We start from the raw sequence: 21,228 nt of genomic DNA, 5'->3' as shown, positions 1-21,228 counted from the left end.
TGCCAGCGTCAATCCCACATACGGCGCAGGCGGCGAACGTAGAATTGTCACATGGCACGAGGAAGGCGAAGCGCGAAAGGGCGCGCACACGGTGGGCTCTACCCCGAGTGGTGGTCCTCCTACGAATGCGCGGCAAACGGCATGGGCATCCTCGTTCGGCCTCTCACGCCCGCGGATGCCCGTGCACTCGAGGCCTTTTACGGCGTTTTATCTCAGCGAACGCGGTATCAGCGGTTTTTCACGTCGAAGCAGTCGCTTAGCCGCGATGAGCTCAAGCGGCTCACGCGCGTCGATGGACGCGATCGCATCGCCCTCGGTGCGTTCAGGGGGGAACAGATCGTCGGCGTCGCGCGTTTCACCCGGACCGCTCCCACGGTTGCGGACCTCGCGTGCGTCGTGGCCGACCACCTCCAGGGGCAGGGAATTGGCACAGTACTTCTCGAGCGCATCACCGAACTCGCACGTTCGGTTGGGATCGAGACCTTCACCGCAGATGTCCTCGCTGACAACGACGCGATGTTCCGCGTCCTCGAGCGTTTGGGTTTCGCTCTCGAGCGTGGCGAGGCGGAAGAAGGGGCCGTGGCCCTTTCATGGAGCGCGGTTCCGACGGCTGCCACCCGTGAGGCGCGCCGCGATCGCATACGTCGAGCCGAGGCCGCATCCATGTCGCTGTTGTTTGACGTGACGTCGATCATGGTCGTTGGGGCGAGTCGACGGCGCGATCAAGTAGGGGCGCAGATCATTCGCGGGCTTATCGCAAGCGGTTTCAACGGCACTATTTTCCCCGTGAATCCCGAGGCTTACGAGATCAACGGGTTGAAGAGTTTTGGAAGCATCGCCGATGTGCCAGGCCCCGTCGACCTCGCTGTCCTCGCCCTCCGGCCCGACCGTTGCATCTCGGCCATAGATGATCTCGCGGAGCGCGGCGTGAAAGCAGCAGTCGTGGTGAGCGCGGGTTTTGCCGACGCGGGCGATGAAGGCTATGCCGCGCAAGAAGCGCTCGTGCACGCTGCTCGAAAGCACGGAATCCGCGTTCTGGGCCCCTCGTCCCTCGGCTTCTTTAGAACGGGGGAGAACCCCCTCAACGTATCTTTGTCTCCACGAACCTCGGAACGTGGAACGATCGCGATGGCGGGGCAGTCAACGGCGCTCAGCGCGATGATCCTCGCGGGGGCCGATTCACGTGGCTTGCGGGTGAAGGAATTTCTTTCCGCGGGAAATCGCGCAGACCTATCCCTGACGGACGCTCTTGAACGCTGGCGCGAGGATGAGGACATCGAGCTCGTCGCACTCTCGCTCGAGTCCCTCGGCGACCCAGCGCGCCTCATCTCCCACATAGAGGCCCTTTCGGCGCGCGTGCCCGTGCTCATCGTGCGCCCGCCGAACGAACCTGAGCGAGGGCCCGCCGACACCGCGCGTCAGTTCTCGACGCTTCCCGATGACGCGATTAATCAGATCCTCGACCGTGCCGGAGCCTTGCGCACCCAGAGTGTCGACCACCTCCTCGATACCCTTGCTCTGCTATCCCGCGAGGGGCGCGCGCACGGCACTCGCGTGGGCCTTCTCTCGAATTCGAGTGCGCTTGGTGCGACCTTGCGCGCCGCCGCGCACGAGGCTGGACTCGACGTGCGAAGTGAGAACTTCCGCGTGCCGATCGTCGGCGACGACCGGTTCGTTTCGCGCGCCTTCACGGCGATGGCCGCGCCCGGGGGAGTGGACTGCGTTATCGCCGCGATTCTGGACACTCAGCGCGTGGATCTCATCCATCTCGCCGAGGCTCTCGCGACCCTCGCCTCCGGCTCCGCCGTCCAGGTGCTCATGGTCGTCGTGAGCGATGAGCCCCGCGTTCGCGTGCTCAGGTCCGCGCTTCGCGAAAACCCGAACCTGCCGCCGGTATTCGCCACTGCATCCCGTGCAAGCGAGGCTCTGGCCACGTCGCTGCGGGCTGCGCACACGCGTGCACACAGGCGCCCCTCTGCGCACGCTCCTCGAACCCTGACCGCCGCTCAGCTCGATGACGCGCGCACGGCCCTTGCGTCATCCCAATTTCCACGAGCCCTCCTCAGCGCTCTCAACCTCCCGTATAACGATGTGCGCAGGGCTCGCGAGCACGAGTGCGAGCTTCGTATTCGGCTCGACCGGGATGAAGCCCTCGGACCGATCCTCTCTCTCGCACTCACCGGAATCGCCTACGAGGTCTTTGGCGATGCGTCCTATGCGCGCTTACCGCTTCACGGCGGCACAGCGGAGGCCATGCTCGAGGAACTTGTCGCGGTGAGCGTGCTTGATGCCGCCGCTCCACGTGGTTCGCATGGCCGCGCGCTTCTCACGAGCGCCATCGATACTCTCGCTTCTGCATTCCTCGAGCTTGAAGACCTCACGTCGCTCACTCTGAGCCCAGTGCGAGTGAATGCCCGTGGGATAGAGATCAGCGGATGCGAGGCAACCGTCGGACCACGCCACCTGAGCACGCCTGACCTCACTACACTGGAACCATGAGCCTTCCACCGACACTTCTCACGGAACTTGAGCTTGCCGGATATTTTCCCGACACGGCCCGCGCCGCTCTTGAGCGTGCGGTGCGCGATGCCCGAATCCGCAGCTATCTCGTGAGGCCCGAGACCACATTCGACGGGCCGGAAGTGCGACGTCACCTCACGATCCTCGCGCTCACGGACGACCATTTGCTCATCGTGCATCTCGACGATGAGAGCGCGGATGCACTCAATCCCACCCAGGTCATTGTGTCGACCGAACGCGTGAAACTTGCTCGCGTGGGCAATCTCGCGCTTGCCCAGGCGTACGACACTGACGGAACCGCGATCGCACCGCGCGAAGCAGAGGTGACGCTCGGCCTCAGTTGGGGCGCGAACCGCAGGCTCGATGTGCAGCCCGCATGGTGCGATGACCCCCAATGCAGCGCCGACCACGGCTACACGGGTGAGAGTCGCGAGGCCGACCTCGTGCTGAGGGTGAGCGCACTCGCCGACGGCGAGCAGGCCATCGCCGACGCACTCGCGTTTTTCGATTCTCTCTACGACGCTACGCAATGACCGCCCTCGTCGATTGGCGCGAGGGCACGCCCCGCCTCGTGCGAAAGTGGCGTGACGCGCTCGAGGACGGTTCAGGGCGCGATCTTTTGATCCTCGTCGACGGCCTAGGCTTTGACGCACTCGAGCGTGCGAGGGCACACGCTCGGTTTTTCCGTGCCCACGCGAGGGAGATCGAACGAGAGATGACCATCGCGCCCGCGACCACGACGAGCGTGCTCGCCTCACTCTTCACGGGGCTCGCGCCGCTCAGCCACGGCATCCTCGGCTATGAAGGACTTACGGCGAGTGGCTCCCGAGTCAACAATCTTACGGGTGCTAAGGACCTTGGGCCGCGCGAGTGGATTCGCGTGGATATTTCCGAGCAGCGCCAGCAGCGGCGGGTCGCGCACGTGGGGCCCGCACGCTACCGCACGAGTTTCCTCACGGGAATGCTCCAGCCCGCCGAACGCTGGGATTTCTTCGGCTACTCCTCACCTGGAGGCCGGATCGGTGCCCTGCGAAAGGCGCTCGCCCACGTGGGCGATAACGGTGCGTGTTATCTTCACGTTCCTGAGATCGACAAGGCTGGGCATCGCTATGGGCCAGGCTCAACCGCGTGGCTCGACGCTCTCGAGGATACGGATAGGTTCCTCAGCACGGTCATGCGCGCGCTTCCTCCACGGACCCGCGTGAGTATCACCGCTGATCACGGCATGATCCCCGCCAAGTCTGACCACATTGCCGATCTCGCCCAGGCGCCCGCTCCGCTTTCGCGGTGTACGGGCGTCGCGGGGGAGGGGCGCGCACTCATGGTTCGGTTCAATAGTTCCGACGGGTGCCTACCCCTCGCCGATCTTCGCGACTGGGTAGGGGAGCGGGGCCTCGTTCTCGACTCCGAACAGATGCTTTCGAGCGGTCTGCTCGGCGACCCGGGTTTCGCCGATTCGCGGGTGGTGCACGAACGCCTCGGAGATGCCCTCATCTTTGCGCGGGGACACCACCAATTCACTCACACCGGCTTCGTGTCAGCGGCCTCTCTCGAGCAGCGCGGCGTGCACGGCTCGCTGAGCGAGGCCGAACTTTTCGTGCCGTTCCTTCAAATCGAGGTGTGAGTGGCGTCTTGAGGTGGAGGTGTCAGTCCCTGTGCCCGAAGACGATGTCATCCCATGACGGAATCGAAGCGCGCTGGCGCTTGGGCTTCTTCGCTGGCTTCTTTGGCTCATCGTCAAAGCCCGGAAGTGGTGTGAGCTGAGAGTCCTCGTCTCCGCCTTCTTCGGCTGACTCTTCGGTGCCATCGGCGGCCGGTGCGGTTTCTGCGGCGTCCTCGGCCGGCTCTTCGCCCTCGGGAGTCTCGTCTTCGCGAGGGTCCTCTTCGGAGGCCGAGGGGTCGTGCGCGGGGTCAGGAGCTTCGCTCAGATCCTCGGGAGCCTCGACATAGGAGACTTCCTCGGTGTCGAAAGAATCAGCGTGAACCTTGCGGTCATGGTGCCGCGCGGTAATCGGCACGATACGCACGGGGGCGGGGCGTTCCTCGCTCACAGGTTCGGGTTCCTCGCTGGCCGAAGGAGCCGGATCGGATGGTTCTTCTGGCGTGTATTCCTCGAGGCTCTGCCACGGCGAGGTTTCTTCGGCGTCGGTCGAGTGCTCGAGCTGCGGCTCGGGCTGTGACACGGGTGCCTGCTGGCCGTGGTCGACAGACGGCGTGCCGCGGCGCGCATTGAGCTCATCGAGCTCACGCTCTGAAATGGGAGTGGTCGTCGCAGGAGACTGCGCCGAACGAGGTGATTCGCCCTCTTCGACGTTGAACACGTGTGCGCGCTGCGCCTTAAAGCGGGGGCGCGCGGAGGGAGCCTCGGGTGCCACTTCAGAATCCGAAAGCCAGCGGGCCTCGTTGTCCTCGGCTGTCACGACGCGGTTCGGAAGATCGGCCTGCCACGTTGCGATGCGCGAGCGACCACCCGCGACGAAGGTGAGCTGGAGAGTCCAGGTACCGTCGCTTCGGCGCCACGCGTCCCAGTCGATGTCGTCTTCAACCCCTCGCGCACGGAGGCGAGGCTCAACAACATCGATGAGTTTTTCTGTTCCGCCTTTGGACGTGCGGAATTCTTGAGCACGACGGGCCGTGTGATCGCGTTCTGCTCGCACGGGCCCCTCGTAGCGCTTCACATGCTCAACATCCATGTCCGCAAGCTCGGCGATCGACTCGACTGTCGAGCCACCCCTGAGCATGGCTTGGATGTCTTTCGGTCGCAGCGCGGACGAATGGGACTGCTGAATGAGGCCAACGGACGAGGCATCGCGGCGCACCGCCGCGCGCAAAGCCTCATCAATGCGCACCGTGTACCGCTCGCCCTCAGCATCGAGCAGAATGAGGTGATCGGAGTTCTCGTGCAATCCGCCGAGTGTGAGCTCGCGCATTAAACGGCCTTCTTTCTCTGTCGAGGTCTCGCGTGCTGCCAATACTAAAGGGCCGGCCTCGAAAAATACTGCTGACACGTCGAGGTCAGAGCGATCGCGGCCATAGAGGCGCGAGGAGCGGAACTCTGGTATCTTCTTCGGACAGCTTGAAAAGTGAGAGCCAACCTGGGAGAATTCCCGCCGTTGCTCAACTCCGCATTTGGCGCCAAACCCCCAGCGCCCCAGACCCCCGTGAAAGAGAATCATGGCCACCGATTACGACGCCCCATTCAAGAAGGACGACGACTCGAGCGAGGACTCGATTGAGGAACTCAAGGGGCGCCGGAACGATAACGCCTCGCCTGCCGTTGACGAAGACGAAGCCGAAGCTGCCGAGGGGTTTGAACTTCCCGGTGCCGACCTCTCCAACGAGGAACTCTCGGTAACCGTGCTGCCTCGTCAGGTTGACGAATTCACGTGTGGCTCGTGCTTCCTTGTGAAGCACCGCAGCCAGATCGATCACGTCGAGGGCAAGCTCATCATTTGTAAAGAATGCTCGGGCGACTAAAACCCTGCGAACCTTTAGCGGGTGTGCGAGGAAGAATCCTCGTGCGCCCGTTTTTTCTGCGCGGCTTTGAGAGCCAAGGCAAAATCTTCGGGGCGGCGTAGCGATAACACGAGTGCGGGTGTCGGGTCGTCGGGGTCGATAACCGGTACTTCAACGCCGGTCGAAATCCATCCGCGTACAACTCGAAAATCAAGAGGGCGAATGTCCGGCCCCAGAATTTTTTCGAAATCCGCTTTGTTCAGGATGCGCGGTTCACCGAGAACATCCACCTCGATGCGCGCGGGACCTGCGGCAACCACATCCTCGCGAACCTCCACCACGGGCGAGGAGGCGACGAGAAGCGCCGGAAAGAAAGCCCCGAGGGTGATGGCGGTGGCAATACCGACGATCTCGCTCAATGGCGTAAGAATCGCCCCCAGCAAAACACCGAAGATAATCGCGATGCACACGACAAATGGGCCGGGATGGAGGCGCTCATGAAACAGGGAGGTCATGGCTGCCATCGTCTCACATGCCTCGAGGCGTACACGCGTCGCGCCTTGGGCTCGTCTCTATACGTGCCGCACCACGCACCCAGGAATCAGCGAGAAGAACCCGCGCGGGGATAGGCTTGAGACATGAGTGAAAACGCCACGGCAACCACGGCGTCGGCGGTCGAACTTCAGACCGTGTGCGACGCCCCAGAACTCTCGCTCACACGAGCGCACGCCGACGACGCGGGACTTGATCTCGCGAGCGCTATTGACTACGAGCTCGCCCCCGGTGAACGCGCTCTCATTCCCACGGGAGTGAGGATCGCGCTTCCGCCGGCAACCGTCGGACTTGTGTGCCCCCGTTCGGGGCTCGCCGCAAAGCATGGCATCACAATTGTGAATGGTCCCGGGATCGTGGATGAGGGCTACCGTGGCGAACTCAAGGTTGCCCTTCTCAACACGGACCGGAGCGACACTCTTCGCATTTCCCGCGGTGATCGCATCGCGCAACTCGTGATCGTCCCGATTCTGCGCCCGCGCATCGTGGACGTGGATTCTCTCGACGAAGCAGAGCGAGGCGAAGCAGGTTTTGGCTCGAGCGGCGGCTTTTCTTCGACCGCTGACAGCACAGGAAACGAGGCATAGTCATGGGACTTTTTGGACGCTCAAAGAGGAAGGCTGCGCCCGCTGAAAACATGCAGGCTTCTGAGGAAAGCGCCCCTGAACCAGAAGAGGTGAAGGGACCTTACGACATCGCGGACGCGCCCGACGACGAGCGACTCGATTTCGGATCGCTGCAAATCCCCGCACGCGACGGCATGAGCATCGCCGTTGAGGTAGAGCAACGCTCAAGGGCTGTCACGGGCCTCACCCTCACCTACGGGGATTCCCAGATCCAGGTCAATGCGTTCGCGGCTCCCAAAAGCGAGGGGCTGTGGGATGAGATCCGGAAGTCCTTGCGCGAATCGATCGCGTCGCAAGGCGGGACGACTGAAACGCGCGAGGGGGCGTTCGGCACCGAGCTTTACGCTCGAATTCCGATCGCCGTCAAAGGATCGAACTCGCGCGCGCACCGCCCCATGCGTTTCGTGGGTATCGATGGTCCCCGCTGGTTCTTGCGCGCTGTCATTTCCGGTGCCGCACTGCAGGCGGGACCGGTCCGCGAAGAGATCGAGGACATCATTCGCTCAATCGTCGTCGTTCGCGGTTCGATGGCGAAGGCGCCCCGCGAGGTTCTCGAGTTGACGATTCCTGGGGAAGGTGCTGCGACTGCGCTCCCGGATGAAAACGACCCGCTCGGTCAGGGGCCCACCATCGCCGAAGTGAGGTAGCGCGTGAGCGTCTTTGCGAAGGCGAAAGAATTCCTGAACGTCTCATCGTCGGTCCCCGATGATGAGGATGACGGCCTCGCGGATCGCGATGAGATTGGTTCGATCACCTCGCGTCGCCGCGCCCGCTGCCTCGGCACGGTGAGCTCGATCGTCGTGCAGCCGGCCGGCCGCGACCCGAAGCTCGACGTCGAGCTACACGATGGCACGGGCAGGCTCGCGCTCGTCTGGCTCGGCCGACAGTCAATCGCAGGCATCGAGCCTGGGACGCGTCTCGAGGTCGAGGGGTTTGTAGGGTTTCGCGGCCGCAAACGCCTCATGTACAACCCTCGCTACGCAATTCACGGTGTAAAGGATGACGGCCAGTGACCTCTCCTTCTTCTGCTCCCGAGCCCCCCGCAACCGGCCTCAAGGCGAGTTTTTCCTCCAAGGAATACAGCGTCGTGGACGCGATCGGCGGTGTGCGCGGGCTAGTCGAGTCGGTCGTGCCGACTCTCCTTTTCGTCATCCTGTTCTTGCTCACTCGCAACGTCGTCATCGCAAGCGCCGCCTCGCTTGCCGTCGTGGCTATCGCCCTCATCTGGCGGATCGTCACCAAAAGCCAGGTCACACCGGCGATAAGCGGCGCAATTGGGGTGGCTCTTGGGGCGTTCATCGCCATTAAAAGCGGTAACGGAAGCGGTTTTTATGTGCCGGGCCTTGTCACGAACGCCGTGTACGCCATCGGACTTCTGCTCTCTGTGCTCGTGAGACATCCCGCCGTGGGCTATGTCGCAGCGATCGTTGACCCGCGCGTGGCCCAGTGGCGATCGTCAAAAGCGGGCATGCACACCTACACCTCTTCCACGCTCCTTTTTGCAGGACTTTTCGTGCTCAAGGTCGCGGTGCAGGCCCCGCTGTATTTCGCGGGAGCGACGGACGCGCTCGGCGTAGCCAAACTGCTCATGGGAATACCCGCGTTTGTGCTCGTGACCTACGCGGTTTTTCTGCAGCACCGAGCGCTCGTGGGGCGAATGGAATCCGACGCCTCCCGCGCCTCACACCCTTCTGCGCCGAGCGCGTGAAGCCTGCGAGCGCCGGGCTCGTGGCTCATTCGCGCCGCGTCTAGTCGTCGTCCTCATCCGCGTCGCGAACGACCGGAAGTGCCGCGGTGGTTTCTTCAAGATCGCGGGGGACGACCGTGTGCTGGAGCGCGGTCAGGCACGAGCGGTGTGCGAGGAAGAGGAGTTCATCGCGCGGCTCAAGGGCTTCGGACTGCGCCGGGGGGCGCGGATGCCCCTCGCGTACGACGCCCACGAGCGTCGCGCTTGATGGCCACGCAACGTCGCCGATGTCCTTGCCGACGATCGGGGAGGTCTCCGGGACCGTAATTTCGACCATGTCCGTCTCGGACTTTGCGAACGAAAACATAGTGACAACGGTGCCGACGCTCACGGCTTCCTCAACGAGGGACGTCATGATGCGCGGGGTCGAGACCGCAACGTCAACGCCCCAGGCGTCGTCGAACATCCACTCGTTGCGAGGGTGGTTGACGCGACCGACGGTGCGGGGAACCCCGAACTCTGTCTTGGCGAGAAGCGAGACGACGAGATTGACCTTGTCATCGCCCGTCGCTGCAACGACGACGTCCGCCTCGGCGAGCTGCGCGCGCTCGAGGACATCGAGCTCAGCGGCATCGCCCTGTACCCACGAGACGTCCTCGAGGCCGGGCCGTGCCTCTTCAAGGTCGACCAGGGTAACGGTGCGGCCTTTATCGATGAGCTCGCGCGCGATACTCCGACCGACGCTTCCTGCGCCGACGATGACGATTTTCATTCGGCTTCCTCCTCGAATCGGTGGGTGAGAAGCGCGGTGACTTCACCCTCGCGGGTCGTTTCGAGTGCGAGGTGAACGATGTCCTCTTCCTGGATGCGGTAGTCGCGAGCGGGCAGGGTTCCCTCGCCGTATCGGGTGACGAACGCGACGCGCGAAGCGGTCAGCTCCTCGAGGTCTGCGAGGGTCGTTCCTACCCAACTTGAGTGGAAATCGCACGCAAGAATCGACACGTTGCCGGAGATGTCTTGAAATTCGCGAGCTGACTGCCCGGGGATGAGTCGCGTGAGCATCTGGTTCGTCGTCCAGCGGGCCGTGGGCACCGTCGCGATGCCGAGACGCTCGTAGACCTCGGCGCGTTTGGGGTCGTAGATGCGAGCGACAACGTTGCGGATCCCGTACAGCTGTCTCGCTGCACGTGCCGCGATGATGTTCGAGTTGTCCCCGCCCGCAACGGCGGCGAACGCGACCGCTTCGTCGCATCGCGCGCGTTCGAGGGAGCGGCGATCGAAACCAATTCCGTGGACCTTGAGGCCCGTGAAATCATCGGGGAGCATACGGAAGGCCTTGTCGTTGCGGTCAATGATCGCTACCGAATGCCCAATTGCCTGGAGCTTCGTGGCGAGCGTGGCGCCGACGCGGCCGCAGCCCATGATGACGATATGCATTGAGTGATCCTCGCGCAGATGCGGATGTCTAGAGCGTGACGGGTAGTGCCCGTGCATCGCCCAGCCTAGCGCGCACATCGGCGAAGGGATGTGTGCAAGCGGTGCGGATGTGCGTCTGACGTGGGCGCGGAGTAGATTATTCGTGTGCTTGGCCCCTTTGCTTCTGTCAAACGCATCGTCATCGGGCGTCCGTTCAGTTCCGATCGCCTTGCGCGCCAGCGCCTTCCCAAACGCTTTGCAATCCCCTCCTTCGCCGCCGATACCGTCAGCGCACTCGCGTACGCACCAGACGAAATCATCCTCACGCTCGGCTTGTCAGGCGTCGGCCTTCTCGCACTAAGCCCGTGGGTAGCTCTCGCCGTTGTTGCCGTTATGGCCATCGTGGTGACGGCCCACCTCAATGTGATCGAGGAGTTTCCGGGCGGTGGCAGCGACTTTGTTGTTGCTCGCACAACTCTTGGACCCCACGCGGGGCGTCTCGCTGGCGCCGCACTCGTGACCGACTATGTGCTCACGGTCGCTGTCGCCACCTCGCAGGCCGGCGCGTACATCGGCGGTGCCATGAGCGCCCTCGCCCCTTTCCAAACCGGCATTGCGATCGCGATCGTTGCGCTCCTCGCTCTCGTGAACCTCCGAGGAGCGCGGGAGTCAGCGCGTTTCGTAAGTCTGCCCGTGTACGGCTTCATCGGCCTCATAGCTGTGACGCTCATGTGGGGCGGAATTGAAGCGGTGCGTGGAACTCTCGGCATGTCGCCGCAGGCCGGGAGCATCCCAGAACCGGGAGAGGGGGCGCCGGCTGCCCTCACCGCAATCGGGGGAATCCTGGTTCTCGCACGAGCCTTCTCCAGCGGTCTGCCCGTCGTGTCAGGGATCAAAGCCATCACCAACACCGTGCCCGTCTTTCAACCACCGAAGGCTCGCAACGCGCGGATCACTCTCGTCATCTCCGGTGCGCTCACGGCGACACTTTTCGTCGGGGTGATGGTCCTTGCCAGTGCCACCGGGGTATCCCTTTCTCCTCGCCAAGCGGGCGGGGCTCGCGTGAGTGAAGCGATCCCGGTCCTCGGGCAGATCGCCGAAGCGATCTTCGGGCCAGGGGCGATCATGGCCATTGCAATGCTCGCGATGGCAACTCTCGTGCTCTGCATCGCTGCGAACACTGCGTTCACGGGTCTCCCCGTTCTGACGGCTGCTCTCGCGCGCCCCGGGTATGTCCCTCGCGTCTTTGCCGCACGGGGCGACAGGCTCGTATACTCCAACGGTATTTTGCTTCTCGCAGCACTAGCGGGCGTTGTCGTTCTCGCGACCGGAGCCAACATCACGCTGCTGATTCACATGTACGTCGTTGGTGTGTTTACCACCTTCACGATCGGCCAGTTCGGCATGTTCCGTCACTACACGAAGAAATACCGCCTCGCGGTACGGCTCAAGGAACGCCAACGCTACGGCCGTAAACGCGTTGTGAGCATCGTTGCTGCCGTATGCCTGACTGTGGTGCTGCTTACCGTCGCGACCGCAAACTTCCTCCTCGGAGCCTGGGTCACGCTCAGTGCCGTCGCCCTCATGTGGGGCGTGATGACGATCGTGAGTCGTTACTACGCACGGATCTCCTCGCGCCTCGCTCTCGAAAAAAACGACGACTGCGGCCGCTGGCCTATCGCCGCACCCGCACCCCTCGATGGCAAGGACCCCACGCGCGGAATCGTGCTCCTCACGCAGCTCAACAGGCCAGCGATTCATGCCATTAAGAAGGCGATGAGCTCGCCGCACCTGAGTCTCCAAGCTGTCGCGGTGAGAACCAACGACTCGGCGATCGACAAGCTCAGCTCTGAATGGCTCCGGCGCGAAATTCCCATCCCGCTTCGCGTCATTAACTCGCCATATCGTGATCTGCTCGCGCCTCTCGACGATTACGTGCGATCTTTTACACGCACCTATCCGCGCGACGCTGTCGTTGTCTACATTCCGGAATATCTCGTGGGACACTGGTGGGAGTCGATCATGCACAATCACGTGCTCAGGCGAGTGACGACGCGGCTCGATAAGTACGAGCGTGTGTCTATTTGCCCGGTCCCCTGGGATCTCAACGATCCCGAGCACAGCGCATGAATCGTGACCATCCCGACCACTGTCGTCAAGGAGTGCACCCCATGACCCGTCCTGCGTCTGAGCGTCCCGAAGAAGTCCAGGAGCTCGCAGGGGAGGGGCGGCTCATCACGGTGACGGTCGACAAGCCCGCGCATGGAGGAACGTTCGTCGCCCGGCACGACGGCCGCGTTGTTTTCGTTCGCGGCGCTTGCCCCGGAGAAACGGTCGTCGCTGAGCTCCTTCCCGAGTCGAGCTCGAATGCGCGCTTCTGGCGTGCCGAAACAATCGACGTGATCGAGGCCGGCCCTGACCGAGTACCGAGCGCATGGCCTGAATCCGGTTACGAAGGGATCGGTGGGGCCGACTACGCCCACATCCGTATCGAAGCCCAGCGGCGCATCAAAACCGAAGTTCTTCAGGAACTTATGACTCGCGCGCGAATCACCAGCTACCCGATCGAAGACATTCAGATCGAACCCGCGCGTGACGACCACACGGGCCTCGGCTGGCGCTCCCGCGTTCGGTTTGCCGTCGACAACGGCAAGGTGGGCATGCGCGGATGGCGCTCCCATGACATTCACGCAGTCGGCTCCAACCCGCTTGCCCACCCCGTCATCCAGGGCCTCGGCATCGGGGTATGGAAGGCCCCGAGCGGGGTCGTAGCAGTCGATGTCGCAGCCCCGAGCGGAAGCAGCCCCGCGATCATTGTGCGCGCCGAAAAAGAGTTGAGTCTCGAGGAGCTTAACCTCCCCGCAGGCTGCGACAAGGCGAGTGTTCTGCTCACCACCCGCGCGGCCACGACCACGCTTCGAGGCGACGACACCGTTCGCGAAATAGTCGGCGACGACACTTTCACGCTCTACGCCGGTGGTTTCTGGCAGGTGCATGTCGATGCGCCTCGCCTCCTCACAGCCGCCGTCGGACAGGCCCTCGACGCCCGCGAAGGCGAGTGCGTCTGGGATCTATACGCCGGGGCGGGCCTCTTCTCCGTCCCTGCCGCCCGCGCGGTTGGAGCTGAAGGCGAACTCGTGAGCGTCGAAGGCGCGGAGCGAGCGAGCGCTGACGCCGCTTCCAACCTTGCCGCATACCCCCAGGCCAGGACCGTGAGTGCTGACGTTCGCGACTTCCTCGCTCGCTCCACCGAGGGTGCCGACCGCGTCGTCATGGATCCGCCGCGCGCAGGCGTCGGCGAAGCCGCGATGGCACGCCTCGTCGAGCTCACGCGAACGCGCATGGTGTACGTGTCGTGCGAACCCTCGACCCTCGCCCGTGACCTGCGCGTTGCCGAGCACGAAGGGTGGGCCATCACTGACTTCCAGGTCTTCGACCTCTACCCCCACACCCACCACATGGAATGCGTCGTGAAGCTCGAACGAGCCGCGCGATAATTCTGATAACGATCGACCCCACTATCGATTGGAGACCCCATGAGCACGGTGAATTCATTCGGTGCCAAGACATCCCTGACCGTCAATGCGCGCGAATACGAGATTTATGCCCTCGATGCCGTCGAAGGTTACCGTCGGCTTCCCTACAGTTTGAAAGTGCTGCTCGAAAACCTCCTGCGCACCGAGGACGGCGAAAACATCACTGCGGCGCACGTCCAGGCTCTCGCCGGATGGGACCCGAACGCTGAGCCGAGCGAAGAAATCCAATTCACGCCGGCGCGCGTCATCATGCAAGACTTCACCGGCGTGCCGTGCATCGTCGACCTGGCAACAATGCGCGAAGCCATGAGTGAGCTCGGCGGAGACCCCTCGAAAATCAATCCGCTCGCCCCTGCGGAAATGGTGATCGACCACTCCGTCATGATCGACGTCGCCGGCCGCGTCGATGCACTCGAGCTCAATATGGACCTCGAGTTTGAACGCAACCGCGAACGCTACCAGTTCCTTCGTTGGGGCCAGGGCGCCTTCGATGACTTCAAGGTTGTCCCGCCGGGCACGGGCATCGTCCACCAGGTCAACATCGAGTACCTCGCCCGGACCGTTATGACCCGCGAAGTCGACGGCGCCTTGCGCGCCTTTCCCGATTCGTGCGTGGGCACTGATTCCCACACGACCATGGTCAACGGCCTCGGCGTGCTCGGCTGGGGTGTTGGTGGCATCGAAGCAGAAGCAGCGATGCTCGGCCAACCCGTCTCGATGCTTATCCCGCGAGTCGTCGGCTTCAAGCTCACGGGAGAGATTCCGCCCGCGGCCACCGCTACCGACGTGGTTCTCACCATCACCGAAATGCTGCGTGCGCACGGTGTCGTCGGCAAGTTCGTGGAGTTCTACGGCGAAGGTGTCGCGCAGGTTCCCCTCGCCAACCGCGCCACGATCGGGAACATGAGCCCCGAGTTCGGCTCGACCGCCGCTATTTTCCCGATCGACGACGTGACACTGGACTACCTTCGCCTCACGGGTCGCGACGACGAACACGTCGCCCTTGTGGAGGCCTACGCAAAACGTCAGGGGCTTTGGCATGACCCGAAGCGGGAAGCGGAGTACTCCGAGTACCTCGAGCTTGACCTTGCAACCGTCGTCCCCTCGATCGCCGGACCAAAGCGCCCGCAGGACCGCATCGTGCTCACCGACGCCAAAGAAAGCTTCGCGAAATCCCTGCCGGCCTATGCCGAGAACACCTCGAATCCCACAGCGGTCAAGGGAGCTGATTACACGATCGACCACGGCATCGTCTCGATCGCCTCGATCACGTCGTGCACTAACACCTCGAACCCATCGGTTATGATGGCCGCAGGGTTGCTGGCGAAGAACGCGACTGAGCGCGGCCTCGAAGTAAAGCCCTGGGTGAAGACCTCCATGGCGCCAGGCTCGAAGGTCGTCACCGACTACTACGAGAAGGCCGGCCTATGGCCGTTCCTCGAGAAACTCGGTTTCCACCTCGTCGGGTACGGCTGTACAACCTGCATCGGCAACTCCGGCCCCCTCGCCCCTGAGATCTCCGAAGCCATTGCCGAGGGTGATCTTGCCGTGACCGCTGTGCTGTCGGGCAACCGCAACTTCGAGGGGCGTATCAACCCGGACGTCAAGATGAACTACCTGGCCTCGCCGCCCCTTGTCATCGCCTACGCCCTCGCGGGCACCATGGACTTCGACTTCGACACCGACCCGCTCGGGCGCGATGCCGACGGCAACGAGGTCTTTTTGCGAGACATCTGGCCAAACCCCACCGAGGTCGAGCGGACGATCGCCGAGAACATCACGCAGGAGATGTTCGAAAACGACTACTCCGATGTCTTCGCCGGCGATGAACGCTGGCGCGGCCTCGACACTCCCGACGGTGACACGTTCGAGTGGAGCGAAGACTCGACCTACGTGCGCAAACCTCCGTACTTCGAGGGGATGAGTATGGAGCTTGATGCCATTCGTGACATCGAAGGTGCGCGCGTACTCGTGAAGGTTGGCGACTCGACGACGACCGACCATATCTCGCCTGCCGGCGCCATCAAGGCCGACTCGCCCGCCGGGCGGTACCTGCGTGAGCACGGCGTGGACCGCAAGGATTTCAACTCCTACGGCTCGCGCCGCGGCAACCACGAGGTCATGATCCGTGGCACCTTCGCGAACATCCGTCTCAAAAACCTTCTTCTCGACGGCGTCGAAGGTGGATACACGAGGAACTTCCTCACCGGTGAGCAGAGCTTCATTTACGATGCCGCGCAGGACTACGCCGAAGCGGGAATCCCGCTCGTCGTCCTCGCCGGCAAGGAGTACGGCACCGGCTCGTCTCGCGACTGGGCAGCCAAAGGCACGAAGCTGCTGGGCGTGCGCGCGGTCATCGCCGAGAGCTACGAGCGCATTCACCGCTCAAACCTGATTGGCATGGGCGTGCTGCCGCTGCAGTACCCCGCTGGCGAGTCGGCTGAAAGCCTCGACCTCACGGGCGAAGAAACCTTCTCCATTTCTGGCGCGAGCGCTCTCAACGAAGGCATCACCCCGAAAACCGTCTCCGTACGCGCAACACGCGAAGGTGCAGAGCCCATCGAGTTCGAGGCGATCGTGCGCATCGATACCCCGGGCGAGGCCGACTACTTCCGTGCCGGAGGTATCCTCCAGTACGTGCTTCGCTCGCTCGCCCAATAAGAGCACACGCTCCGCTTGTCCACAGTCCGCGCGACACTTGTTGCGCGGACTGTAGCGTTCTGGTTGGCTATGTGACATGGGCCTCGCTCGGGGGAGTGGGGTGATAGTGGACCGGATCGGGGGAGTGCATGTTGAGCGGGCGAGCGCGGGCTTGTGGTGTTTTTAGTGTTGTCGCGTTGGTGGCGGCGGGGTTGGTCGGCTGTGGTGGGGGTGAGTCTGCTGGCGGTCCGACGCTTACCGCGACTCCATCGGCCTCTTCGACCAGTAGCGATGCTGCCGGCTCGAACGGCGGCGGTGCTAGTGACGGCGGTGGGGAAGAGTCCTCTCGCACAGCGAATCTTCCTCCGGAGAATGCGGCGCTCAAGGCTCCTGATTTCGAGGATTACACTGATGTCTCCACAATCGTGAGGACGGCGGAGGGGTAAAACGGGTATCGAAAGGGGCCGCTTCGTGATGAAGCGGCCCCTTCGAAGGATCCCGTGCGGGAAGCGCAATCGTTAGATCATTCCGCAGGGATCTCGTGGTAGGAGGTGAAATCCTTCTCGGTAGGCTTGTCGGCCTCAACGCCGGCCTCTGCCTTCGCTGCCTCATCGGCCTTAGCCTGAGCGTCCTTGAGTTCGTTCTCAGCCTTCAACGCGGCTTGGCTGTCAGCGCCGGCTTTCGACTCTGCTTTACCCACAGACTCGGTCTGCCTATCGACCTTAGCCTGCTGCGCAGCACGTGCCTTCTCAGCTTCGGGAGCGGCAGCTTCCGCATCAGCGAGTTCATGATCGGCGGTCGTCGAAGCCTCGGTGCTCTCGGTATTGCGCTGCTCAGCGTCCTGCTTAGCGGCTTCGGCGTCCGCGACTTCCTTCGCGCTCTTATCGGCTTCGGCCTGCGCCTCGTCGACCTCGGTCCGAGCGTCAGCGATCTTGGAGTCGAGATCCTTGAGCTCCTCGATCTTTGGAGCGTCACTCAGTGAAGAGATGCGCTCATCCACCCCGCGCTGCACACCCTTGGTGTAGTCGAGGCCTTCCTTGCCGCCTTCCCACTTCTCATATTCGGTGGTATTGCGATCGTCGACCTCGTAGGTGAGCTTCGAGCCGCCGGTGGCAGCGATTGCGCCGTCGGGCACGTACTCGCCTTCGAGATTTTCAGGCATCGCCTTCGACTTCGGCTCACGGGTGTCGGAGTTCGCGAGGCGCGCGTCTTCCTTGATGTAGAACATGTTGGTGCCGTACACCTGGCCGTCATCGCTCTTCGCAAGGCCGAGACCAGCGTGAGAGAATCGTTCGTCCAGCATGTTCGCGTTGTGGGCATCGGAATCGTGCCACTTCTTGAACAGATCGTCGGCGCACTCATCGACGCTGGACGCATCCAGGTCACACGTCGCCTGAATGACGTTTTCGCCGCTGTAGCCAGTTTTGTCCTTGTTGGAGTGCTTGAGCTCCTTGCTCGTCGCCATGCTTGTGGACCACTTGGCAGCCTCATCGTTGAACACGGGCGCGTAAACGAGCTCGTTCAAACCGTTCTTCACACGGTACGCATTGATGCGTTCGGCGACAGCATCCGAGAGGGCGCGAAGCTGATTTTGCTCATCGAGCGCCGAGTACAGAACTGAGCTGCCCTGTTCGAGCTGCTCCCGCTCGCCCGAAAGCGCCGCAAGCTGCTTCGTGGCGTCGCCAAGCTTCCGATCAGCATCCTGCTTAGCCTTCTGAGCCGCGGCGAGCTTTGCGTCAGCAGCCTCGACGTCGGCGGCAGCCTTCTCAGCCTCAACCTTGAGCTTAGCGGCGAGATCGCGCTTTGCTGCAAGATCGCCGTCACCCGGCATTGCCGCGATCAGCTCATCGAGTTTCGCCTTCTCGCGTTCGTAGGCAGCCCTCGATTCTTCGGCCTTTGCACGCGAGGATTCTGCCTCACGGCGCGCCCTATCGAGCTCGGTGTTAGCGCGAGCGGACGCGTTGCGAGCTGACTGGAGATTGTTGTTCCAATCCTTGAGCGCGGCGTTGTAGCCTTCTTCGTCAAAGGCTGCGATAGTGACGGTCTTCTTTGGCTTATTCGGCTTGCTCGGGTTACTCGGGCGCTCCGGCTGAGAGGTGCCGTCAGACTTACCTGGCTTCCTACCAGGCTTACCCGAATCGCCGCGGTGATCGCCTGGCTTATTCGGCTCGGGAGCCGCGACGATCGTCCCGTTCTTCTCGCCGCCAGTGTTGTCTTGAGCCGGCTTCGGTGCCGCCGGTTTCGAGGCGGGATTGTCCTCGACCGGAGTGGAGTTCTGGTCGGGGGTTTTCGCGGGCGGAATGGGCGTATCCGATTCGCTGCGAGCGAGTGCGGTCTCCGGGGTGATCTCAAAACCGGACTTGTTGTCGTTGCCGCGGCCATCCGTGGGGGCTTTGCCGGCGTTCAGTTCGGAGTTGTTGTCTACGCCGCTGTTGCCCGATTCACCGATGCGGCTGGCATCCTGACCGAAAGAACGGTTTTTCTTCCTCGCCCACCGCTGGGCGAGAGATTCGTTTGAGTGGTCCTCGTCGTCTTCTCCTGACTGCGTCGATTCGGTTGCCGCAGCGCCAGAGCCCGCTTGGTTGTCGCTTGTGCCATTCGGTGACGTCGACGCGCTCGAAGAGGAGTCGGCAGACGTCGACATACTCGGGGAAGGCCGCGAGGCGGCGTGGTTGGCCGCGCTTCCGCCCGAACATGCGGCTAATAGCGACAAAGAAAGACCAAGGCCGATCACCGGCCCAAGCTTCTTACGGGTGAAGGTCATAGGGATTCTCTTTTCTGTTCGTCACGGTTACCGCCACTGCACTCAACCTGTGCATCGGTTGCCAGGGAACGCGGGAGTGGAGACGGTGGATCTGCGTCCGCTCATCGGCTTGGGCCGCTAGGGATACTACTATCCGCGTATATTTTTACGTAGGCGAAGAGCGACGAGGGCGTTACAAAATCGTAACAATACGGTGAACTCTTCTTCCGCGTCGCGCCAGAGCCCCTGCGGACGGTCTACTCGGCGCAGATTCTAGGGGACTCGATTAGGCTGGGTCGTCGGAGCGCGCCGTGACGATGATCGGCTCACCCTTTGTCACGATGAGGGTGTGTTCGGCGTGGGCCCCTGTTGAGCCGTCGCCCGATTCGACGGTCCAGCCATCACGCTCGGTGATGGTCATGACGTCGGTCGTCGGCGTCAAAAACGGTTCGACCGTGATTGCCATTCCCTCGCGGAGTTTCTGGCCTGAGCCCGGGGCACCGAAATTCGGCACGAACGGCGCTTCGTGCATGGTACGGCCAACGCCGTGGCCGCCAAACTCGTGATTAATCGTGTAACCCAGCTCCGCGGCCCGGGTCTCAACCGCGTGGCCGATATCGCCGACTGTATTGCCCGCCCGGGCAGCACCAATACCTGCCCACATGACGCTTTCTGTATCGCGAATAAGTTTCAGGTGATCCTCTCGCTGCTCGCCCACGACAATCGAGAGTGAAGAGTCAGCAACCCAGCCCTCGAGCTCGATCGCGAAGTCCATGGAAAGCAGGTCCCCGCTCTCCAAGGTGCGATCGTAGGGGCGGCCGTGAAGCACCGCGTTGTTCACGCTCAGACAAATGACTTTCCCGAACGGCGAAGCGCCGAAACTCGGGTGATAGTCGAGGTAGCACGATGTGGCGCCAGCTTCGCGAATCATGCGGTGGACTTCGGCATCAATCTCGAGAAGGTTGTCGCCTACGGACACGGTTCGACGAAGCGAGGAGAGCACGCCCGCAACGAACTCGCCGGCGGGGCGAATCTGTTCGGGGGTGGGGTAGCGGTGAGTGCGAAAGCCCCTCATGACTGGGCATCCTTCGAGTAGTCGTCCGGGGCTGTGCCTTCACCGAGGGGGTACCACGTGAACAGGCTGGCGCCGAGCCAAGCGATACTCGCCGAAAGGAGCGCGGCTCCGAGCATGTGGAGTCCCACGAGAGCTTCGGGGAGTCCGGTGAAGTACTGGATATAACCAATCACGGCCTGGAGGAGCGTGACGATCGTGAGCGCGACAAGGGCCCTCTTTGATCGGGCGTGAGCTTTTGTCACCATCAGGACGATTGCCACGCCAAGCAGGAGACCGCAGAACAGCCACACGAAGTCGGCGTGGAGCCACGCAATTTTCGCGGGGTTAAAAGGGAAACGCTGTGGAGTATTGGCGTCACCGGAGTGGGGGCCCGAACCGGTCGTGAGGGTGCCGAGAATCAGCACGATAAATCCGACGGCAGCGAGCGGCCAATACACGAACTGTGCTCCGCGGTTCACGGCAAGCCTCGCGGAACCATTGCCTTCATAAAGCCGGTACACCAGTACCGCGGAGGACGCCACGAGGATTGGCGAGACGATGAAGTGCACCGACACGAAGAACGGGTGCAAGTGCAAATACACGACAAGCATGCCCCACACTGCCTGGAACACGGTAAGGATGAGCGGGACCCAGGAAAGGCGCACAAACCCCTTGCCTTTGGTCCGCAGATGCTTGTAAGTCGCCACGAGCACGAGGATTGCGAACACGAGCAGAACGAGCGTGAGGGCACGGTTGCCAAATTCGATGAAGGGGCGCAGCCCGGATTCAGGGTGATAACGAGGAGTGAACTCACCCGGCTCGCAGTGCGGCCACGACGAACACCCGAGCCCGGACTTCGTGAGACGCACGATGCCCCCGGTCGCGATAATGCCGATTTGGCACGCGAGATTGATCCAAAAAATGGCCGTGATCCAGCGTTTGCGTTCCCGTGGAAGGGAGCTGGGGGCGTTCGTGTGTGCTGTCATGCGCTCAGTGTA

At 62.7% G+C, this 21,228-nt stretch carries 18 protein-coding genes; 11 read left to right on the top strand and 7 right to left on the bottom strand.

Annotated features, from left to right (window positions below; all coding sequences use genetic code 11):
• Window positions 1-51 precede the first annotated feature (51 nt).
• From FXY94_RS08750 to FXY94_RS08740, 3 genes are read left to right on the top strand one after another with little or no spacing between them, the layout of a single operon-like run.
• Complete coding sequence (locus tag FXY94_RS08750; protein ID WP_051120660.1) at window positions 52-2,499, top strand: GNAT family N-acetyltransferase; 2,448 nt, start codon at window positions 52-54, stop codon at window positions 2,497-2,499.
• Window positions 2,496-3,053, top strand: a complete 558-nt coding sequence (locus FXY94_RS08745) for a DUF5998 family protein (protein WP_016664670.1) — start codon at window positions 2,496-2,498, stop codon at window positions 3,051-3,053. Before FXY94_RS08750 ends, FXY94_RS08745 begins: the two co-directional genes overlap by 4 nt.
• A complete protein-coding gene (locus tag FXY94_RS08740; RefSeq protein ID WP_016664669.1) occupies window positions 3,050-4,144 on the top strand; it encodes an alkaline phosphatase family protein in 1,095 nt (364 codons plus the stop codon). Before FXY94_RS08745 ends, FXY94_RS08740 begins: the two co-directional genes overlap by 4 nt.
• A gap of 22 nt (window positions 4,145-4,166) precedes the next feature.
• Here the strand turns inward: FXY94_RS08740 and sepH are convergent, their stop codons facing one another.
• Window positions 4,167-5,450: a septation protein SepH gene (gene sepH, locus FXY94_RS08735; protein WP_016664668.1), complete on the bottom strand. Its 1,284-nt coding sequence runs from the start codon at window positions 5,448-5,450 to the stop codon at window positions 4,167-4,169.
• 244 nt (window positions 5,451-5,694) lie between these two features.
• Here sepH and FXY94_RS08730 point away from each other — a divergent pair, with 244 nt between their 5' ends.
• Window positions 5,695-5,997 carry a DUF4193 domain-containing protein gene (locus FXY94_RS08730; RefSeq protein WP_016664667.1) on the top strand — a complete coding sequence of 101 codons (303 nt, stop codon included), beginning with the start codon at window positions 5,695-5,697 and terminating at the stop codon, window positions 5,995-5,997.
• A 14-nt stretch (window positions 5,998-6,011) separates the two neighbouring features.
• On the opposite strand, the gene FXY94_RS08725 is transcribed toward FXY94_RS08730, so the two are convergent.
• Window positions 6,012-6,491, bottom strand: coding sequence for a DUF3093 domain-containing protein (locus tag FXY94_RS08725; protein ID WP_051120659.1), 480 nt, complete (start codon window positions 6,489-6,491; stop codon window positions 6,012-6,014).
• A 123-nt stretch (window positions 6,492-6,614) separates the two neighbouring features.
• On the opposite strand from FXY94_RS08725, the gene dut reads away from it, so the two are divergent.
• From dut to FXY94_RS08705, 4 genes are read left to right on the top strand one after another with little or no spacing between them, the layout of a single operon-like run.
• The gene (gene dut, locus FXY94_RS08720) at window positions 6,615-7,115 is read left to right on the top strand and encodes a dUTP diphosphatase (RefSeq protein WP_016664665.1); all 501 of its coding nucleotides are present in this window, start codon (window positions 6,615-6,617) and stop codon (window positions 7,113-7,115) included.
• Between the two features lie 2 nt (window positions 7,116-7,117).
• Window positions 7,118-7,801, top strand: coding sequence for a DUF3710 domain-containing protein (locus tag FXY94_RS08715; RefSeq protein ID WP_016664664.1), 684 nt, complete (start codon window positions 7,118-7,120; stop codon window positions 7,799-7,801).
• A gap of 3 nt (window positions 7,802-7,804) precedes the next feature.
• Window positions 7,805-8,167, top strand: coding sequence for an OB-fold nucleic acid binding domain-containing protein (locus tag FXY94_RS08710; protein ID WP_016664663.1), 363 nt, complete (start codon window positions 7,805-7,807; stop codon window positions 8,165-8,167).
• A complete protein-coding gene (locus FXY94_RS08705; protein ID WP_016664662.1) occupies window positions 8,164-8,862 on the top strand; it encodes a DUF3159 domain-containing protein in 699 nt (232 codons plus the stop codon). Before FXY94_RS08710 ends, FXY94_RS08705 begins: the two co-directional genes overlap by 4 nt.
• A gap of 40 nt (window positions 8,863-8,902) precedes the next feature.
• Here FXY94_RS08705 and FXY94_RS08700 read toward each other — a convergent pair whose 3' ends face one another.
• A complete protein-coding gene (locus FXY94_RS08700) occupies window positions 8,903-9,613 on the bottom strand; it encodes a potassium channel family protein (protein WP_016664661.1) in 711 nt (236 codons plus the stop codon).
• Window positions 9,610-10,278, bottom strand: coding sequence for a potassium channel family protein (locus tag FXY94_RS08695; protein WP_016664660.1), 669 nt, complete (start codon window positions 10,276-10,278; stop codon window positions 9,610-9,612). The genes FXY94_RS08700 and FXY94_RS08695 overlap by 4 nt, the downstream gene beginning before the upstream one ends.
• A gap of 144 nt (window positions 10,279-10,422) precedes the next feature.
• On the opposite strand from FXY94_RS08695, the gene FXY94_RS08690 reads away from it, so the two are divergent.
• From FXY94_RS08690 to acnA, 3 genes are read left to right on the top strand one after another with little or no spacing between them, the layout of a single operon-like run.
• Window positions 10,423-12,387: an APC family permease gene (locus FXY94_RS08690; protein ID WP_016664659.1), complete on the top strand. Its 1,965-nt coding sequence runs from the start codon at window positions 10,423-10,425 to the stop codon at window positions 12,385-12,387.
• A 41-nt stretch (window positions 12,388-12,428) separates the two neighbouring features.
• On the top strand, window positions 12,429-13,754 hold the full coding sequence (locus FXY94_RS08685; RefSeq protein ID WP_016664658.1) for a class I SAM-dependent RNA methyltransferase: 1,326 nt from the start codon (window positions 12,429-12,431) through the stop codon (window positions 13,752-13,754).
• 39 nt (window positions 13,755-13,793) lie between these two features.
• Entirely contained in the window at window positions 13,794-16,454 is a 2,661-nt protein-coding gene (gene acnA, locus FXY94_RS08680) for an aconitate hydratase AcnA (RefSeq protein WP_016664657.1), read from the top strand.
• 502 nt (window positions 16,455-16,956) lie between these two features.
• Here the strand turns inward: acnA and FXY94_RS08675 are convergent.
• The 3 genes from FXY94_RS08675 to FXY94_RS08665 form a co-directional block, all read right to left on the bottom strand.
• Window positions 16,957-19,197: a CAP domain-containing protein gene (locus FXY94_RS08675; protein ID WP_016664656.1), complete on the bottom strand. Its 2,241-nt coding sequence runs from the start codon at window positions 19,195-19,197 to the stop codon at window positions 16,957-16,959.
• A gap of 265 nt (window positions 19,198-19,462) precedes the next feature.
• On the bottom strand, window positions 19,463-20,251 hold the full coding sequence (gene map / locus FXY94_RS08670) for a type I methionyl aminopeptidase (RefSeq protein ID WP_016664655.1): 789 nt from the start codon (window positions 20,249-20,251) through the stop codon (window positions 19,463-19,465).
• Complete coding sequence (locus tag FXY94_RS08665; RefSeq protein ID WP_016664654.1) at window positions 20,248-21,216, bottom strand: COX15/CtaA family protein; 969 nt, start codon at window positions 21,214-21,216, stop codon at window positions 20,248-20,250. Before FXY94_RS08665 ends, map begins: the two co-directional genes overlap by 4 nt.
• Window positions 21,217-21,228: the final 12 nt, after the last annotated feature.

The sequence above is a fragment of the Dermabacter jinjuensis genome, assembly GCF_902381725.1.
Classification (GTDB): domain Bacteria; phylum Actinomycetota; class Actinomycetes; order Actinomycetales; family Dermabacteraceae; genus Dermabacter; species Dermabacter hominis.
The sequence above is the reverse complement of the archived record's forward strand: the minus strand, read 5'-3'. Positions and strand labels throughout refer to the sequence as shown.

What these genes read in the sequence shown, in the direction of transcription:
- FXY94_RS08750 (WP_051120660.1), top strand. Translation starts at nt 52, where the DNA reads ATGGCACGAGGAAGGCGAAGCGCGAAAGGGCGCGCACACGGTGGGCTC.
- FXY94_RS08745 (WP_016664670.1), top strand. Translation starts at nt 2,496, where the DNA reads ATGAGCCTTCCACCGACACTTCTCACGGAACTTGAGCTTGCCGGATAT.
- FXY94_RS08740 (WP_016664669.1), top strand. Translation starts at nt 3,050, where the DNA reads ATGACCGCCCTCGTCGATTGGCGCGAGGGCACGCCCCGCCTCGTGCGA.
- sepH (WP_016664668.1), bottom strand. Translation starts at nt 5,450, where the DNA reads ATGCGCGAGCTCACACTCGGCGGATTGCACGAGAACTCCGATCACCTC.
- FXY94_RS08730 (WP_016664667.1), top strand. Translation starts at nt 5,695, where the DNA reads ATGGCCACCGATTACGACGCCCCATTCAAGAAGGACGACGACTCGAGC.
- FXY94_RS08725 (WP_051120659.1), bottom strand. Translation starts at nt 6,491, where the DNA reads ATGACCTCCCTGTTTCATGAGCGCCTCCATCCCGGCCCATTTGTCGTG.
- dut (WP_016664665.1), top strand. Translation starts at nt 6,615, where the DNA reads ATGAGTGAAAACGCCACGGCAACCACGGCGTCGGCGGTCGAACTTCAG.
- FXY94_RS08715 (WP_016664664.1), top strand. Translation starts at nt 7,118, where the DNA reads ATGGGACTTTTTGGACGCTCAAAGAGGAAGGCTGCGCCCGCTGAAAAC.
- FXY94_RS08700 (WP_016664661.1), bottom strand. Translation starts at nt 9,613, where the DNA reads ATGAAAATCGTCATCGTCGGCGCAGGAAGCGTCGGTCGGAGTATCGCG.
- FXY94_RS08695 (WP_016664660.1), bottom strand. Translation starts at nt 10,278, where the DNA reads ATGCATATCGTCATCATGGGCTGCGGCCGCGTCGGCGCCACGCTCGCC.
- FXY94_RS08685 (WP_016664658.1), top strand. Translation starts at nt 12,429, where the DNA reads ATGACCCGTCCTGCGTCTGAGCGTCCCGAAGAAGTCCAGGAGCTCGCA.
- acnA (WP_016664657.1), top strand. Translation starts at nt 13,794, where the DNA reads ATGAGCACGGTGAATTCATTCGGTGCCAAGACATCCCTGACCGTCAAT.
- FXY94_RS08675 (WP_016664656.1), bottom strand. Translation starts at nt 19,197, where the DNA reads ATGACCTTCACCCGTAAGAAGCTTGGGCCGGTGATCGGCCTTGGTCTT.
- map (WP_016664655.1), bottom strand. Translation starts at nt 20,251, where the DNA reads ATGAGGGGCTTTCGCACTCACCGCTACCCCACCCCCGAACAGATTCGC.
- FXY94_RS08665 (WP_016664654.1), bottom strand. Translation starts at nt 21,216, where the DNA reads ATGACAGCACACACGAACGCCCCCAGCTCCCTTCCACGGGAACGCAAA.